This window comes from Arsenicitalea aurantiaca (genome assembly GCF_003994485.1).
Taxonomy (GTDB): Bacteria; Pseudomonadota; Alphaproteobacteria; order Rhizobiales; family Devosiaceae; genus Arsenicitalea; species Arsenicitalea aurantiaca.
Genome location: NZ_RZNJ01000004.1, coordinates 94,600 through 109,012 on the forward strand (window position 1 = coordinate 94,600; position 14,413 = coordinate 109,012).

Sequence of the window (14,413 nt, forward strand, 5' to 3'; positions counted from 1 at the left end):
ACTCTACCTTACTCTACCTTACTCTACCTTACTCTACATTACTTTACCTTACTCTCTCTAATTTACTCTTTCCTTCTCTCTCTTCCCACTCTTCCTAACTGATCTCTCTTCCTACTCTTACTAAATGATCTCTCTTCCCTGATCTCCAGTGATGCAACAGCAGACCTTTGATCGCCAGTACCGAGGAGCTGTAAACTTATGCGCTCGCTGGCCGAAACTCACCCGGAGATGCACAAAATGCCCAGAGGCGTTGGGGCAAGCGAAAGGATGCAGGCTCGGTGCACGGCTTCCTCGAGTGGACTGCAAGCATTGGCACCATGGGTTTGCGCCTAGGCCTCAGTTCCTGGGCTTGCGCCCAACCTTCAGATTGGCCGGTATTTCGTCGCCCGCCGGCGTCTGGAGGAGCGTATCCACCTCAACGCTCAGGGCAGCGGCAAGCCGGTCCAGTACATCAATGCTCGGGTTCTCGCTCTGGCGCTCGATGCCGCCCACGAAGGTCCGATCGACCCCAGCATCGGCCGCGAGTCGCTCCTGACTCAAGCCCCGCTCAACGCGGAGCCGGCGCAGATTTATAGCGAGTTTGAGGCGGACATTCATAACGCGTAGCGAGCATTTGACGCGCCACAAATCCACGGGATATAGACATCCTATTAAATAGGCCGCACCGTCCAAGAGCATGGTTCATGACGAAATTCTACTTTGCCACGCTGGCAGCCATCATCGGCCTCTTCCTTTACTCGGGGACCACAGGCCACTTCATCGACCTGCCTCGTCTGCCATTCGAGGTGCCGTTCGGTCGGCAGGTACAACCCACCGATACCGTTCTTGATGCGCCGATCGTGTCTCCGCAGATGACAGGCTCGATGAACATCACCGCAAGGCAGCTGGTACGGCGGTTTGAACGGGCCGGAGGCCATGTCCGGTGGGAGCGCTCTCGGGACGAACGCTCTTGGATCTTGCACTATTCTATGCCCCTTGAGCTTCAGGGGCGCACCTCGACCGGAGCGGGCCGCTTCCGGTTTCATGCGAACGCAAGTCGGGCTGGCATAGACGGCCCAGGCTTCCAAGCCGTCGAATGGGTGGAAGATGGCTATGCCTGGACGCCCGCCGAAATCGGCTTCGTGCTCACCCAAATTGCCGGAACCGTGCGATCGGAGCGCACGCTCCGACGTTAGCGTCGCCCTTCGATTCCTCTGCCCCTTCGTCTGCCCCACCCTCCCGCTAAAGCGTCTCCTCTCCCGCCGCGCGCAAAAGAACCTAGTGGCAGGCGGCCTAGATCAGCGGTTGTGGCCCGAGTGAGCCAGTGGGGGCGGCAGGCCTGCACGTGTTGGCCAAGCAGCGCGGAAGTCTTCCTCGCAAACCGCTCCGCACGCCTCCGCAAAACGGTATGCCATCCCGCCTTCGTCCCGATGCGCGCTCAGTGGCCAGGCCTCCATATGGCTTCGTTAAGCCTTCACACCGAAGAGCTATGGAGCACTAACATGAGCCATGCCATCGCCCGCTTTCAACATTTCCTGCGGGAAAATGACTTCAGCCAGGACAAACTGCTGGAGCGCGTCAATGTTGAAATTGAGGGTACTCTCACCCTCGTTTCAAATAAGTACGACAGCGAATATGTCGCCATGCCCGCTTACGTCCTTTTAGGGCTGGGGCTGAACTATATCGGCAGCAACCGCCACGCGCTTACAAAAGAGCAGCACTCTGCGCTGGATGCGGCCCTTACCGAGCTAGGCGAGGCTGTCGGAACGCCCTATCGCCTTCTGGACGACAAGTATAATCATTGGGAGCTAGCGCGCCTCTACGCCAAACCCTTGCTGGACCTTTTCCGCATCTTTGCGCAAATGCTGCCACACCCTGGTCTGATCAATCATATCTGGATCTGGGAGGGGGCAATCATCGACACCGCGGCGTGGTTTCTTCAGGCCGATCCAGATCTGCATCCCACCATGCTGTTCGGCAATTGCATCGACATCCATGCGTTCATCGTCTCGGCAGACCACGTCAACGTCTTCAAGGCCATCGGCGCCCTTCATGCCACGCTCGATCCACTGACGAACCAATGGTACCGCAACAAGCTTAAGCATCCTCTGCCCAAGAAGAAGCGCAGCACTCGTCTCGATCGCCTCATTCACCGGCGCGATCTGGCGCTCCAGGGTGGTCCGGACCACGAACTCCTGCCCTTTTTCGACCTCGCCATTCGTGCGGCCGGGGCAAAGCATCCGGTCCAAGGCCCTGCGAACTGAATGGGTACGGCGTTCCAACACGAAACTGAGGACCTATAGGTGAAGCGCCTCTGGACGCGACCTCCCCATGGTCGCGTCCTCCGGTCTACCCTCACCGACACTTGGAGAGCCCCCTACCCTGTCATGCCCGTGGCGTGGTCCAATGATCATTCATTCATGCCAGTCGTAGCCCCTAAGGCAGCTTGCACAGTTCGCGGTAAAGTGCGCTGGTCTCGAAGGAGCCATAGCTGTCCGCTACGGTTCGCGCACTGTGACCGGATAGGGCGTCACCGATATCGGCCGAAATGCCATGCCGCCGGCACAGGGTCTTGAACCGATGCCGCCAGGCATGGCTCGGCGCGACCCGGGGATCAACGATCCCCACCTCTTCGCGCACCCAACGGGCGATCAATTTCGTCATGTTGCCACCCCGCGCCCCAAATCGATCCGGAGGCACTTCCGCAAAGATGGCTCCGGCCTTGCGCTCTTTTACGAACTCCAGAAAGCCCGCTTCGATCACCTTGGGATGCAACGGGATGATGCGTTCAGATGAGGCGTTCTTCAGACTGCCGGCTTCCGGCACGAATTGCAGGCAGGTAATCCCCTGCACCTCCACCAAATCCTCCTTGCGCAATTGCGAGATCTCGGAGATGCGTGCGCCGGTGTATGCGCAGAGCAGCGGCACCCAGCGGCGGTAGGCGCTGGTTTCCTTTTCGGCTGCCCGCAGAACCTTGCCAGCCTCTTCATCGCTATAGCCCCTGCGCCGCTCGCCGGGCTTCTTCTTGAGACTGATCGTCACCTTGGCAAAAGGATTGGCTGCGGTGATGCTATTGTCCGTTGCCCACTGAAAGATGGCGCGCAGTGCCCCCAGCTTGCTGGCCCCGATCGTTTTGGTCGTCAGGCCCTTGGCAAGCATGTCGGCCTTCCAGTCGATGACATGCTTCTGGGTGATCTTCGTCACGTCATCCGTGCCCACGAAATCCATGAAGGCCGCAAGAACCTTCTCGTAGGTGTAGAGCGTCTTTTGCGCTGGCTTGCGCTCACCCGCCCAACCCTCAAAGATCGTCTTGGCCTCAACAGGTGCCTTCTCTGCCTCCGGGCCCACGCGGACCTGCGCTGATGATCCTGCAGCGTCGGAAGCAGCAAAAACGGAGATCTTCGAAAGGCGCAGAAGTTCAAGCGCAGCAGCCTGCAGGGCAGCGGCGATCGAGCGAGCCAGCATCCCAACATTGGGCTCAGTCTGGGCCATCCCGACATGCGCCAGGCGCTCCTGCGCAAATGCAGTACACCAGCCCTCCATCGTGATGCGCCGAAGATCTCGCTCACTAGGCTGCAAAGTGAAGGTGCTGCCCTCGGGACGAGGGGAAAAGCAGTCGGCACCAACATCCGGATCCCAGCGGGTCTGGAGCCGGGGCTGGTGCCGGAACTCCTCGAGCATCCCATCATAGAAGGGGCGTGCCAACTGGCTGGCCTCGGCAGGGGTCAGTTCCCGATCAGCTATACCGAGGTTTTCCCACCGTCGCTCCATTTCGGCTACCGCCTGGACGAACAGGCGCTTCGCCTCGACTGGATCCTTGGTCTTGAGTGAGAACTTTTCTTCCCTGCGCCCGACGCGCGACACCAGGTGCGCGGGCACGCGCCGCCTGACCCAAAACATGCCGGTCTTCGGGTGCTTCCAGGGAGAGGACATCTTGAGGCTCATGTGTACCACCTTTGTGTACCACTCGGAGCGTCAAAAGTCTCTGAAAATCAAAACCCTAAGGAAAGCTGCGGGTTTGCTGAGGTTCTGGCGGAGAGGGAGGGATTCGAACCCCCGATAGAGTTGCCCCTATGCCGCATTTCGAGTGCGGTGCATTCAACCGCTCTGCCACCTCTCCGCGAGGGTCGTGAGCCCGCACGGGCGTGCGGTCGGTCGATGGCGCGGCTTATGGCATAGAGCTCAAAAGCCTGCAACACCCTTCACCATCAAAGCTGCCCGAAGGGTTCCTCGGTAGCCGGTCACGATTGCGTAGCAGGTGAACCGCCGGACGCACCCTGCGTTTCGATATGGTCGGCGCTGCTCGCAATAGGGTGGCGCCCATCCCATATTGCCGTTTGTCCAACGAGGAGACAGATCGATGAATCGCGCCCTGAGCCTGCCCCGCCGCAACATGCTGCTGGCGCTCGCAGCCCTGCCCATCACCGCAGCCGCACTTGCCGTCGCCCCGGGGGTGCGCGCGCAGGAGGCAGGGAGCGCGACCACCGCGCCGGGCGGCGACACGATCCCGACCGGCGAAGGCAACCTCGTCATCCACCCCATTGCGCACTCGACGATGGTGCTGACCTGGGGAGGCCACACGATCTACGTCGATCCGGTCGGTGGTGGCGAGGCGTTCGAGGGCATGCCGGCCCCCACCGGTATCCTGATCACCCACGGCCATGGCGACCATTTCGATATGCCGACGCTCGAGGCAATCGGGGCGACCAACGTGCCTCTGCTCGTCAACCAGGAGGTCTACGACCAGCTGCCCGCGGACATGCAGGCGAGGGCGTCGGTCGGAGTCAACGGCGAGGCCGCCACGCTGAGCGGGATCAACATCAACGTCATCCCCGCCTACAACACGAGCTCCGATCGGCTTCAGTTCCACCCCGAGGGCGTCGGCAACGGCTATGTGCTAAACCTTGCCGACCAGCGCATCTATATTGCCGGTGACACCGAGGATACGCCCGAGATGCGCGCGCTGACCGATATCGACGTCGCGTTCCTCCCCATGAACCTGCCCTACACCATGACCGAGGAACAGGCTGCGGACGCCGTGGCGGCATTCGGCCCGCGTATCGTCTACCCCTACCACTTCTCGGGCAGCGACCCCGAACGGTTCGCTGAACTTGTGGGCACGACTGCCGAAGTCCGGATCGCCGACTGGTATGGGCCAGGCAATGCCGACGCCGAGCCGCCGGCGCCGCGCGAGGAGACGGCTCAGGACGCAGGCGACGAAGCCGACAGCGAAGACGCTCAGTAGCTCTACCTTCCTTGCGGGACGCGGCTTGACTCCGCGTCCCTTTCCATCGATAAGGCGCAGCGATTGCGTGCCGGTCCGTCCGGCGCGCTTTTGTTGATTGAAACCGCTGCTCGAGGCTGCCGGTCCATCTGGGCCCAACCCGATCGAAAGCCCGCGGGACTGGCATTGTCCGCGGCGCCGCAGAGCGCGACAGATAGGGACGGGGGGCGAAGGCACCTCCGCTAAGCGCATGAACTTCGCTGTCATCAAGACCGGCGGCAAGCAGTACAAGGTTGCTGCGAACGACGTCCTCAAGATCGAAAAGCTCGAGGCCGAGGCCGGCGACATCGTCACCTTCGACCAGGTGCTGATGGTCGGCACGGGAGCCGACGTGACCGTGGGCGCTCCCCTCGTCGAAGGCGCGCTCGTCGCTGCCGAACTCGTCGAGACCAAGAAGCAGCGCACCGTCATCATCTTCAAGAAAAACCGCCGGCACAATTACCGCCGCCGCAATGGTCATCGCCAGCTGCTCACCACCGTCCGGATCACCGAGATCCTGACCGGCGGCGCTCAGCCTTCCAAGACCGCGCCGGCCCGCAAGGCCGCGGCGAAGGCCGAGACCACGGACACTGTGACCGCAGCGCCCGCTGAAAAGCCCGCCAAGAAGACCGAGACGAAGGCCAAGGCCGATGCGCCCGCCGCGGAAGGCTTCAAGGACGACGTCAAGCTCATCGGCGGCGTCGGCCCCGCACTCGAAAAGAAGCTGGCTGGCCTCGGCATCACCTCGCTCCGGCAGATTGCCGAGTTTGATGCCGATGAGATCGCCCGCGTCGACGCAGAGCTCAACTTCAAGGGCCGCATCGAGCGCGAGGAATGGGTCGCCCAGGCCAAGGACCTGATCGCCGGGAAGCCCCCGCGCGCCAAGGCCGACCAGGACAAGAAGTAAGGATTACCCACCATGGCACATAAGAAAGCAGGCGGTTCATCCCGCAACGGTCGCGATACCGCCGGTCGGCGACTCGGCGTCAAGAAGTTCGGCGGGGAAGCTGTCGTGGCCGGCAACATCATCGTTCGCCAGCGCGGCACCAAATGGCACCCCGGCACCGGGGTGGGCCTCGGGGTAGACCACACCATCTTCGCACTCGTCGATGGCAAGGTCACCTTCCGCACCCGCGCCAATTCCAAGGTCTTCGTGTCGGTCACCCCGGCAGAAGCCGCTGAATAACCCGGCGCGGACCCTGCCCTGCCGGAGACCTGCTCCCCGGCAAGGCGCACCGCGCAGCGCGATCCGAATTTAGGGGGGAGCCGGTTTCCGGCTCCCCTTTTCGTTCGGATAGAGCTATGAGCCTCGCCCACGCCGCCGCACTGCCCACAACGATCGGTTGCACCCGGCTTGTCCTGCGCCCGCCGGTGCGCGGCGACATTGCCGATCTCGTCGCTCACGCCGATAACCCTCGGCTCGCTGCCGTACTCGCGCGCCTGCCGAGCCCCTATACCCGCGCCGACGCCATAGGCTTCGTCGAGATCGTCGCGCGTGATCCGCGAGAGCAGGTCTATGCCCTGGCAAGGCGCTTGGACGACAGGCTGATCGGGGTGGCGAGCCTTTCCTTTTCCGCCGAAGGACCGCCGGAGCTCGGCTATTGGCTGGGAGAAACCTTCTGGCGGCAGGGCTATATGAGCGAGGCCCTTCGCGCAGTGCTCGGCGCGGCGGAGAGCGTCTCGATCGCGCGCATCGCGGCACGTGTGCTTGCCGAGAACGAGGCCTCCCTCCGGCTGCTCGAGGGCCTGGGCTTTGTCGTGATTTCACGAGCCGTCGGCAGTTGCGGCCCCCATAAGGACCGGATGATCGTCAGACTCGAGCGGGAGCGGCATCCATGACCGGTCCAATCCTCGAAACGCGCCGGCTGGTGCTGAGGCAGCCGCAGATGGATGATGCCGACGCGATCGCACGCCAGCTCGACAATTTCGCCGTCTCGGGCAATCTTGCCCGCGTCCCCTACCCCTATCGACTGGCCGACGCCATCGCGTGGCTCAGGCTCTGGCGGCCGGGACGCCCGCCTGAGGAGACGAATTTCGCGATCACGCTCGAGGGCCAGGGCCTCGTCGGCCAGATCGGTTTTCATCTCGGACCCGATCGCCTGCCCGTACTCGGGTACTGGCTCGGCCAGCCTTACTGGAACCGGGGATTGATGACCGAGGCTGCCGAGGCGACGATTGCCTGGTTCTTCGAGACGGCGGTGGACGAGCGGATCCGCTCCGGCGTCTTCCACTTCAACCGTGCTTCGCTCGCCATCCAGGCCAAGCTCGGCTTCACCCAAACCGGCAGCTCCCTCATGCTTTGCCTTGCACGCAACGAGGAGGTGCGCCATATCGACACCGAACTGACGCGCGCGAGTTGGCGGGCGCGCGCGACACAGGGACATGCATCATGAAATTCCTCGATCAAGCCAAGGTCTACATTCGCTCGGGCGATGGGGGCGCGGGAAGTGTCTCCTTCCTGCGCGAAAAGTTCGTCGAGTTCGGCGGCCCCGATGGCGGCAATGGCGGCCGGGGCGGCGACGTGATCGTGAAATGCGTCGACGGGCTCAACACGCTCATCGATTTTCGCTACCAGCAGCATTTCAAGGCCAAGACCGGCGTGCACGGCATGGGGCGCAACCGCACCGGAGCCGATGGGGCAGACACGGTGTTGCGCGTTCCCGTCGGCACGCAGATCTTCGAGGACGACAACGAGACGCTGATCGCCGACCTCACCGAAGTGGGCCAGACAGTGGTGCTGGCCTCGGGGGGCAATGGCGGTTTTGGCAACGCGCATTTCAAGACGTCGTCCAACCAGGCGCCGCGGCGGGCCAATCCCGGCCTGCCCGGCACCGAGAAATGGATCTGGCTGCGGCTCAAGCTCATTGCGGACGCGGGCCTCGTGGGCCTGCCCAATGCGGGCAAGTCGACCTTTCTGGCTGCCGTTTCGGCCGCCAAGCCCAAGATCGCCGACTATCCGTTCACGACACTCCACCCCAATCTCGGTGTCGTGCGGATCGATGAGCGCGAGTTCGTTCTGGCCGACATTCCCGGCCTGATCGAAGGCGCACATGAAGGCGCCGGCATTGGAGATCGGTTCCTTGGCCATGTCGAGCGGTGCGGCGTGCTGATCCATCTGGTCGACGGCACGGCCGAGGACGTCGCTGGTGCCTATCGCACCATTCGCACCGAGCTCGAGGCCTATGATGGCGGGTTGGCCGAAAAGCCCGAGCTTCTCGTCCTCAACAAGGTCGATGCGCTCGACGACGAGGCGCTTGCCGAGCGCCGCGCCGCGCTCGAGGAGGCCTCGGGGGGTGACGTGTTCGTCGTGTCGGGCGTCTCGGGTCGCGGGGTCGATAGTGTGCTGCGGGCCGTCATGGCGATCCTCGACGAGGAGCGCGCAGAGCGTGCCGAGGCCGGGCGCAAGGGCGCCGAGCCCGATTGGGTGCCGTAATGACGGACGCGCTGGCGCCCTATTCGCGCATTACCATAAAGATCGGCTCGGCCCTGCTCGTCGATGGCGCGACGGGTCGGCTGCGCAGCGACTGGCTTGCGAGCCTCGCGACGGACCTTGCCGCACTGAAGGCGGAAGGCCGGGAGCTCGTCATCGTGTCCTCCGGCGCCATTGCGCTGGGGCGCCGGCTTCTGGGGCTCGAGGCAAGAAGCCTCCCGCTCGAGCAGAGCCAGGCGGCAGCGTCCGTGGGCCAGATCGCCCTGTCGCAGGCTTGGGCCGGCGCGCTGGGCGCGCACGGCATCACGACCGGCCAGATTCTGATCACGCCCAACATCACCGAAGAGCGGCGCTATTTCCTCAACGCGCGCACCACGATCAGCACGCTCCTCGGGCTGGGAGCGATCCCCATCATCAACGAGAACGACAGCGTTGCCACGGCCGAAATCCGCTATGGCGACAATGACCGCCTTTCTGCCCGTGTCGCAACGATGATCGAGGCGGACTGCCTCGTGCTGCTCTCGGACGTTGACGGCCTCTATACGGCGCCCCCGGCGCGCGATCCCGATGCGCGCCATCTGCCGCAAATTGCGGATATCACGCCCGAGATCGAAGCCATGGCGGGGGGCGCGGCAAGCCATCTTTCGCGCGGCGGCATGACCACCAAGGTCGAAGCCGGCAAGATCGCGACCAAGGCCGGCACCGCGATGATCATCGCGAAGGGGACCGAACCGCACCCCCTGGCTGCCCTGCAAAGGGGCGCGCGCCACACGCTCTTTTCCCCGATGCACTCGACTGCGGCCGCCCGCAAGCGCTGGATCATGGGAACGCTCGCTGTTGCAGGGATATTGCATGTCGATGCGGGCGCCGTCGGCGCGCTCGAAAACGGCAAGAGCCTCCTGCCCATCGGGGTCACCCGCGTGACGGGCAGTTTCGACCGGGGCGATGCGGTGGCCATTCGAGGGCCCGACGGGCGGGAGATCGCCCGCGGTCTTGTCGGGCTCGACAGCGAAGAGGCCGCGCTCGTCATCGGCAAGCGCAGCAGCACGATCACCGAACTGCTCGGACCCGGCACACGGGGCGAGATCGTCCATCGCGACAATCTCGTTCTGCTCTCGGCCGCCGAGGCCCGGGCGTAAAAGAGGAGGCGTCGATGAACGCATTGACCGGAGGGCCGGAGAGCGCCCTGAAGCGCCAGATGGACGAGATCGGCCGGCAGGCCCGGAGTGCCGCCGCGATTCTCGCGATGACCGGAGCCGAGCCGAAACGCAAGGCGCTGCTCGCGGCGGCCGACGCCGTCGACGCCGAGCGCGCGACCATCCTGGCCGCCAATGCACGGGACATGGAGGCCGGCCGCGCCCGCTCCATGACCGCGGCATTCCTCGACCGGCTGGCGCTTGACGACAAGCGCCTCGACGGCATCGTGGAGGCGCTCCGCACCATCGCGGAACTGCCCGATCCGGTCGGCACGGTAATCGCCAGTTGGACCCGGCCCAACGGCCTCGAAATTTCGCGGATCCGTACCCCGCTCGGGGTGATCGGCGTAATCTTCGAGAGCCGGCCCAACGTCACGGCTGATGCCGGCGCACTCTGCCTCAAGGCAGGCAATGCGGTGATCCTGCGCGGCGGCTCGGACAGCACCCATTCCTCGCGCGCCATTCATTCCTGCCTCGTCAAGGGGCTGAAGGCTGCAGGGCTGCCCGAACACGCGATCCAGATCGTGCCGACCACCGATCGCGCGGCCGTCGGGGAGATGCTCGCAGGCCTGTCCGGAAATATCGACGTGATCGTGCCCCGCGGCGGCAAGACGCTCGTCGCCCGCGTCCAGGCTGAGGCACGCGTGCCGGTCTTTGCGCATCTGGAAGGCCTCGTGCATGTCTATATCGACAAGTCCGCGGACCTTGAGCTTGCCGTCCGCGTCGTCGAGAACGCCAAAATGCGCCGCACCGGCATCTGCGGAGCCGCAGAGACGCTGCTCGTCCACCGGGACGTGCTCAACACGCATTTAAAGCCCATCATCGACGCGTTGGTGGCGCGTGGCTGCGAGATCCGGTGCGATGCCGAGACGGGCGCCCTGATCCCCGAGGCGAAGGCCGCCAGCGAACAGGACTGGCGCACCGAATATGAAGACGCCATCATTTCGGTGAAGGCGGTCGCCGATGTCGGCGAGGCGATCGAGCACATCCGCACCTATTCCTCACACCATACCGAGGCAGTGATCTCCGAGGACCCGGAGGTCGTCGCACGCTTCTTCAATGAGGTCGACAGCGCCATCCTCATGCACAATGCCTCGACACAATTCGCCGATGGCGGCGAGTTCGGGTTCGGCGGCGAGATCGGCATCGCGACCGGCAAGATGCATGCGCGCGGGCCCGTAGGCGTCGAGCAACTGACGAGCTTCAAATATCTGGTGCGCGGCACCGGCCAGACCCGCCCTTGATGACGAAACCCCCGTCCAAGGCCGACGGCCGGCAAGGCACGTTTGAACCGGACGTCACGGCCCTACCCGAAGCGGCTGCGGGAGCACGGATCGGTCTTTTCGGGGGCAGCTTCAACCCCTTCCACGAGGGCCATCGGCTCGTTGCGCTGCAGTGCCTCGAGCGGCTCGGCCTCGATGCCGTCTGGCTGCTCGTTTCGCCGGGCAATCCGCTCAAAGACCATAGCGACCTGGCCCCGCTCGCCGAGCGCGTGCGGGCGGCGCGCGATGCCTTCACCGAACCCGGCATCGCCGTCACCGGGTTCGAGGCGCTGCATGGGTTTGCCTACACCTACGATACGCTCGCCTGGCTCGTTGCGGAGCGGCCCGACCAGCGCTTCGTCTGGATCATGGGCGCCGACAACCTCGCAAGCTTCACCCGGTGGGAACGCTGGGAGGAGATCGCACGCCTCCTCCCGATCGCCGTCTACGCCCGGCCGGGTGCCGAGGACAGCCCCGAGCGCGCGCCCGCCGCAGTGTCTCTCGCCCGGTATCGCCTGCCCGAAGCCGATGCGCCGGCCCTCGTCGATCATGATCCCCCCGCCTGGGTCTATCTCAACGGCATCACATCCCCTCTTTCCTCGACGCAATTGCGCACCCGAAAGACGCGTTGACGCCGATTTGACCGGCAGGACTTGCACAATGATTGTGCGCACGCATATTATGGGGGTCGTGACATTTGTCACAGGATCGGGATTGACCGCCATCTTTTGCGACGCGCGAGCCCTGAAACCCAACAGCCAAGGACTGAACCCACACGCATGACCCGCGCCTTGAGAGCCGGGGCTGAAGGCGTATCGTGATGACGCCATCGCCCACCAAGACCAACCCCGCACCGGCGCAAGCTGCGCGCCAGCCCCAGATGATCGACGTTGTGCTGCAGAGCCTCGACGATGCCAAGGCCGAAGACACGATCGCCATCGACATCACCGGAAAGTCTGCCCTGTCGGACCATATGGTCGTGACGTCGGGCCGTTCGCACCGCCATGTCGGCGCCGTCGCCGACCAGCTTGCACGCGCCCTCAGGGAAGCCGGCTTCGACAAGCCGCGCGTCGAAGGCCTGCCCCATTGCGATTGGGTGCTGGTGGATGGCGGCGACGTGATCGTACACATCTTCCGGCCCGAAGTTCGCGAGTTCTACAACATCGAGAAGATGTGGGCGGCCGATTTCGCCGCCGACGCACACTAGGCTTGCGGATCGCCATTGCGGCCATTGGCCGGATGAAGGCCGGGCCGGAGCGCGAACTCGTATCGCGCTACCTCGACCGTGCGGCGGCCGGCGGCAGGGCGCTTGGTCTCACGGGCTTCGATGTCCTCGAGAGCCCTGAATCCCGCGCTTCGACCGCCCCGGCGCGCAAAGCCGATGAGGCGAGACTTCTTGCCAATGCGCTGTCGGACGCGACGGTGGTGGTCGCCCTCGATGAGCGCGGACGCTCCATCGGTTCGGAAGCGTTCGCGCACAAGATCGGCACCTGGCGCGATGACGGTGCGCGCATGCTCGGCTTCGTCATCGGGGGTGCGGACGGCCTTTCCCCCGACCTTGTGGGTCGTGCCGACCTCGTACTGGGGCTTTCGGCCCTCACCTGGCCCCACCAGATCGTGCGCATCCTGCTTGCCGAGCAGCTCTATCGCACGACGACAATCCTCTCGGGCCATCCCTATCATCGCGAATAGGAAGAGCACTGGCCATCTGCTCGACACAAAAACACTCTCTTAACCATGTCGCTGATATCGGTTGGATCATGATCTGGGAGATTTGCGCGCCATGAGCGAGCGCACCCGCCTTGTGGGAGGATTGTCGCTGGCAGGGCTCCTTGTCGGGCTCGCATTTCCCGTGCTCGCCCAGATTACACCCGAAACCCTGCCCGAAGCGCCCGCGCCATCCGGTGTCGCTGATCCTGTAGACGCCGATCAGTCCCCCGAGGCGCCGGGCGCGGACGCGGAGGCCCTGCCGCTGCGACCGGGCATAGACGCCCTGCCCGATGAAGGCAGTGGAGAGGCGCCCCCAGCGGCCGCCGATATGCCGCCGATCAATCCAGATCTCGACGCGATCGAAGCCAACCGGGCCCGACTGTCGGAGATCGAGAATTCCATCACCCTCACCACCGAGCGCGCGGCCGAACTGCGTGCCGAGATCGAGGATCTGCAAGGGGATCGCGCGCGGCAGAACGCTGCACTGATCGCTGCGGGACAACGGGTGAAGCTCGCTGAGATCGAGATCGGGGACATGGAAGAGCGCCTTGGCGAGTTGATCGCCTCCGAGCTCGAGGTGCGCGGACGGCTTGATGGCGCCGATGGCAGCATTGCCAACGTGCTCGCAGCGCTCGAGCGGATCTCGCGCAACCCGCCGCCAGCCCTCATCGTCGATCCCTCCGATGCGCTTGGCTCGGCGCGCAGCGCCATGCTGATCTCAGCGATCCTGCCGCAGCTGCGCGCACAGGCGGACGCGGTTTCGGCCGATCTGGCCGAGCTCCAGCAGATCAAGGCTGCCGCCCTCGAGGAAGAGCAACTCCTGCGCGCCAATTTCGCCATCCTCGAAGAAGAGCAATTGCGCATTGCGACACTGATCGCGGCCCGACGCCAGGGCGAGACGCGCGCTACGGCCGAACTCGAGGAAACCGAGCGCGAGGCGATCGCTCTCGCCGAAACGGCCGCCGATCTGCAGGAGCTGATCGAGGGGTTGTCCGCGCGGATCACCGCGGTCGCGACCGCTGCAAGCGCAACGGCTGCCGCCAATGCCGGCGCTCCGACACCGAGCCTCGACAGCGACACGGTGCGCCTTGCGCTGGCCAATACGGCAAGGGTTGAGCCCGCCGTGCCCTTCTCGTCGGCGCGAGGGCATCTGGTGATGCCGGCTACCGGGCAGAATGTGATCGACTATGGCGCCGGCGATGGCTTTGGCGGCATCTCCCGCGGCCTTTCGATCTTGACGCCTGCGGAAGCGCAGGTGGTGGCGCCGGCCGATGGCTGGGTGCTTTATCGCGGCCCCTACCTCAATTACGGCCAAATCATCATCCTCAATACAGGCCAGGACTACACCATGCTGCTGGCCGGGCTCGCTGAGGTCACAGTGGACATCGGGCAGTTCGTACTGATGGGCGAACCGGTGGGCAGCATGGGATCACAGACAATTGGTCGGACGGTGACCACCAGCGCTGGCGCGGATCGCCCGACCCTTTATATTGAAATGCGCCGAAACAACGAGCCGGTCGATCCGACGGGCTGGTGGGCGAGCCCGCGAAACCTGACACAGAGTGGATAGCCT

The 14,413-nt window shown here is 64.2% G+C and carries 16 protein-coding genes and 1 tRNA gene; 14 read left to right on the forward strand and 3 right to left on the reverse strand.

The genetic code is table 11. The features are described from left to right. Positions 1–336: 336 nt before the first annotated feature. Positions 337–678, reverse strand: a complete 342-nt coding sequence (locus EMQ25_RS11725; protein WP_425290234.1) for a helix-turn-helix domain-containing protein — start codon at positions 676–678, stop codon at positions 337–339. Between the two features lie 5 nt (positions 679–683). Between EMQ25_RS11725 and EMQ25_RS11730 the strand changes: the two genes are divergently transcribed. Together EMQ25_RS11730 and EMQ25_RS11735 are read left to right on the forward strand one after the other, a co-directional pair. Then, complete coding sequence (locus EMQ25_RS11730; protein WP_127188779.1) at positions 684–1,175, forward strand: hypothetical protein; 492 nt, start codon at positions 684–686, stop codon at positions 1,173–1,175. A gap of 306 nt (positions 1,176–1,481) precedes the next feature. Further along, positions 1,482–2,243 carry a hypothetical protein gene (locus EMQ25_RS11735; protein WP_127188780.1) on the forward strand — a complete coding sequence of 254 codons (762 nt, stop codon included), beginning with the start codon at positions 1,482–1,484 and terminating at the stop codon, positions 2,241–2,243. Between the two features lie 172 nt (positions 2,244–2,415). Here the strand turns inward: EMQ25_RS11735 and EMQ25_RS11740 are convergent, their stop codons facing one another. After that, positions 2,416–3,924: a site-specific integrase gene (locus EMQ25_RS11740; protein WP_127188781.1), complete on the reverse strand. Its 1,509-nt coding sequence runs from the start codon at positions 3,922–3,924 to the stop codon at positions 2,416–2,418. 85 nt (positions 3,925–4,009) lie between these two features. Then, positions 4,010–4,099 (reverse strand) — tRNA-Ser (locus tag EMQ25_RS11745). Positions 4,100–4,339: 240 nt separating this feature from the next. Between EMQ25_RS11745 and EMQ25_RS11750 the strand changes: the two genes are divergently transcribed. The 12 genes from EMQ25_RS11750 to EMQ25_RS11805 all read left to right on the forward strand — a co-directional run bounded on the left by EMQ25_RS11750 (position 4,340) and on the right by EMQ25_RS11805 (position 14,410). After that, a complete protein-coding gene (locus EMQ25_RS11750) occupies positions 4,340–5,224 on the forward strand; it encodes an MBL fold metallo-hydrolase (RefSeq protein WP_204570012.1) in 885 nt (294 codons plus the stop codon). 229 nt (positions 5,225–5,453) lie between these two features. Then, a complete protein-coding gene (locus tag EMQ25_RS11755; protein ID WP_127188782.1) occupies positions 5,454–6,149 on the forward strand; it encodes a 50S ribosomal protein L21 in 696 nt (231 codons plus the stop codon). Between the two features lie 12 nt (positions 6,150–6,161). Beyond that, on the forward strand, positions 6,162–6,428 hold the full coding sequence (gene rpmA / locus EMQ25_RS11760) for a 50S ribosomal protein L27 (protein ID WP_127188783.1): 267 nt from the start codon (positions 6,162–6,164) through the stop codon (positions 6,426–6,428). A 116-nt stretch (positions 6,429–6,544) separates the two neighbouring features. Next, positions 6,545–7,081 (forward strand): GNAT family N-acetyltransferase, encoded by a 537-nt coding sequence (locus EMQ25_RS11765; RefSeq protein WP_127188784.1) that lies wholly within the window; start codon positions 6,545–6,547, stop codon positions 7,079–7,081. After that, a complete protein-coding gene (locus EMQ25_RS11770) occupies positions 7,078–7,635 on the forward strand; it encodes a GNAT family N-acetyltransferase (RefSeq protein ID WP_127188785.1) in 558 nt (185 codons plus the stop codon). Before EMQ25_RS11765 ends, EMQ25_RS11770 begins: the two co-directional genes overlap by 4 nt. Then, on the forward strand, positions 7,632–8,675 hold the full coding sequence (gene obgE / locus EMQ25_RS11775) for a GTPase ObgE (protein ID WP_127188786.1): 1,044 nt from the start codon (positions 7,632–7,634) through the stop codon (positions 8,673–8,675). Before EMQ25_RS11770 ends, obgE begins: the two co-directional genes overlap by 4 nt. After that, complete coding sequence (gene proB, locus EMQ25_RS11780) at positions 8,675–9,811, forward strand: glutamate 5-kinase (RefSeq protein ID WP_127188787.1); 1,137 nt, start codon at positions 8,675–8,677, stop codon at positions 9,809–9,811. The genes obgE and proB overlap by 1 nt, the downstream gene beginning before the upstream one ends. A gap of 14 nt (positions 9,812–9,825) precedes the next feature. Continuing rightward, complete coding sequence (locus EMQ25_RS11785; RefSeq protein ID WP_127188788.1) at positions 9,826–11,112, forward strand: glutamate-5-semialdehyde dehydrogenase; 1,287 nt, start codon at positions 9,826–9,828, stop codon at positions 11,110–11,112. Further along, positions 11,112–11,762 carry a nicotinate-nucleotide adenylyltransferase gene (locus EMQ25_RS11790; RefSeq protein ID WP_127188789.1) on the forward strand — a complete coding sequence of 217 codons (651 nt, stop codon included), beginning with the start codon at positions 11,112–11,114 and terminating at the stop codon, positions 11,760–11,762. The genes EMQ25_RS11785 and EMQ25_RS11790 overlap by 1 nt, the downstream gene beginning before the upstream one ends. A 188-nt stretch (positions 11,763–11,950) precedes the next feature. Further along, on the forward strand, positions 11,951–12,337 hold the full coding sequence (gene rsfS / locus EMQ25_RS11795; RefSeq protein WP_127188790.1) for a ribosome silencing factor: 387 nt from the start codon (positions 11,951–11,953) through the stop codon (positions 12,335–12,337). Positions 12,338–12,339: 2 nt separating this feature from the next. Continuing rightward, positions 12,340–12,822 carry a 23S rRNA (pseudouridine(1915)-N(3))-methyltransferase RlmH gene (gene rlmH / locus EMQ25_RS11800; protein ID WP_127188791.1) on the forward strand — a complete coding sequence of 161 codons (483 nt, stop codon included), beginning with the start codon at positions 12,340–12,342 and terminating at the stop codon, positions 12,820–12,822. A gap of 91 nt (positions 12,823–12,913) precedes the next feature. After that, entirely contained in the window at positions 12,914–14,410 is a 1,497-nt protein-coding gene (locus tag EMQ25_RS11805) for a murein hydrolase activator EnvC family protein (protein ID WP_127188792.1), read from the forward strand. The last annotated feature ends 3 nt before the right edge of the window (positions 14,411–14,413 follow it).

What these genes read in the sequence shown, in the direction of transcription:
- EMQ25_RS11725 (WP_425290234.1), bottom strand. Translation starts at nt 678, where the DNA reads ATGCTCTTGGACGGTGCGGCCTATTTAATAGGATGTCTATATCCCGTG.
- EMQ25_RS11730 (WP_127188779.1), top strand. Translation starts at nt 684, where the DNA reads ATGACGAAATTCTACTTTGCCACGCTGGCAGCCATCATCGGCCTCTTC.
- EMQ25_RS11735 (WP_127188780.1), top strand. Translation starts at nt 1,482, where the DNA reads ATGAGCCATGCCATCGCCCGCTTTCAACATTTCCTGCGGGAAAATGAC.
- EMQ25_RS11740 (WP_127188781.1), bottom strand. Translation starts at nt 3,924, where the DNA reads ATGAGCCTCAAGATGTCCTCTCCCTGGAAGCACCCGAAGACCGGCATG.
- EMQ25_RS11750 (WP_204570012.1), top strand. Translation starts at nt 4,340, where the DNA reads ATGAATCGCGCCCTGAGCCTGCCCCGCCGCAACATGCTGCTGGCGCTC.
- EMQ25_RS11755 (WP_127188782.1), top strand. Translation starts at nt 5,454, where the DNA reads ATGAACTTCGCTGTCATCAAGACCGGCGGCAAGCAGTACAAGGTTGCT.
- rpmA (WP_127188783.1), top strand. Translation starts at nt 6,162, where the DNA reads ATGGCACATAAGAAAGCAGGCGGTTCATCCCGCAACGGTCGCGATACC.
- EMQ25_RS11765 (WP_127188784.1), top strand. Translation starts at nt 6,545, where the DNA reads ATGAGCCTCGCCCACGCCGCCGCACTGCCCACAACGATCGGTTGCACC.
- EMQ25_RS11770 (WP_127188785.1), top strand. Translation starts at nt 7,078, where the DNA reads ATGACCGGTCCAATCCTCGAAACGCGCCGGCTGGTGCTGAGGCAGCCG.
- obgE (WP_127188786.1), top strand. Translation starts at nt 7,632, where the DNA reads ATGAAATTCCTCGATCAAGCCAAGGTCTACATTCGCTCGGGCGATGGG.
- proB (WP_127188787.1), top strand. Translation starts at nt 8,675, where the DNA reads ATGACGGACGCGCTGGCGCCCTATTCGCGCATTACCATAAAGATCGGC.
- EMQ25_RS11785 (WP_127188788.1), top strand. Translation starts at nt 9,826, where the DNA reads ATGAACGCATTGACCGGAGGGCCGGAGAGCGCCCTGAAGCGCCAGATG.
- EMQ25_RS11790 (WP_127188789.1), top strand. Translation starts at nt 11,112, where the DNA reads ATGACGAAACCCCCGTCCAAGGCCGACGGCCGGCAAGGCACGTTTGAA.
- rsfS (WP_127188790.1), top strand. Translation starts at nt 11,951, where the DNA reads ATGACGCCATCGCCCACCAAGACCAACCCCGCACCGGCGCAAGCTGCG.
- EMQ25_RS11805 (WP_127188792.1), top strand. Translation starts at nt 12,914, where the DNA reads ATGAGCGAGCGCACCCGCCTTGTGGGAGGATTGTCGCTGGCAGGGCTC.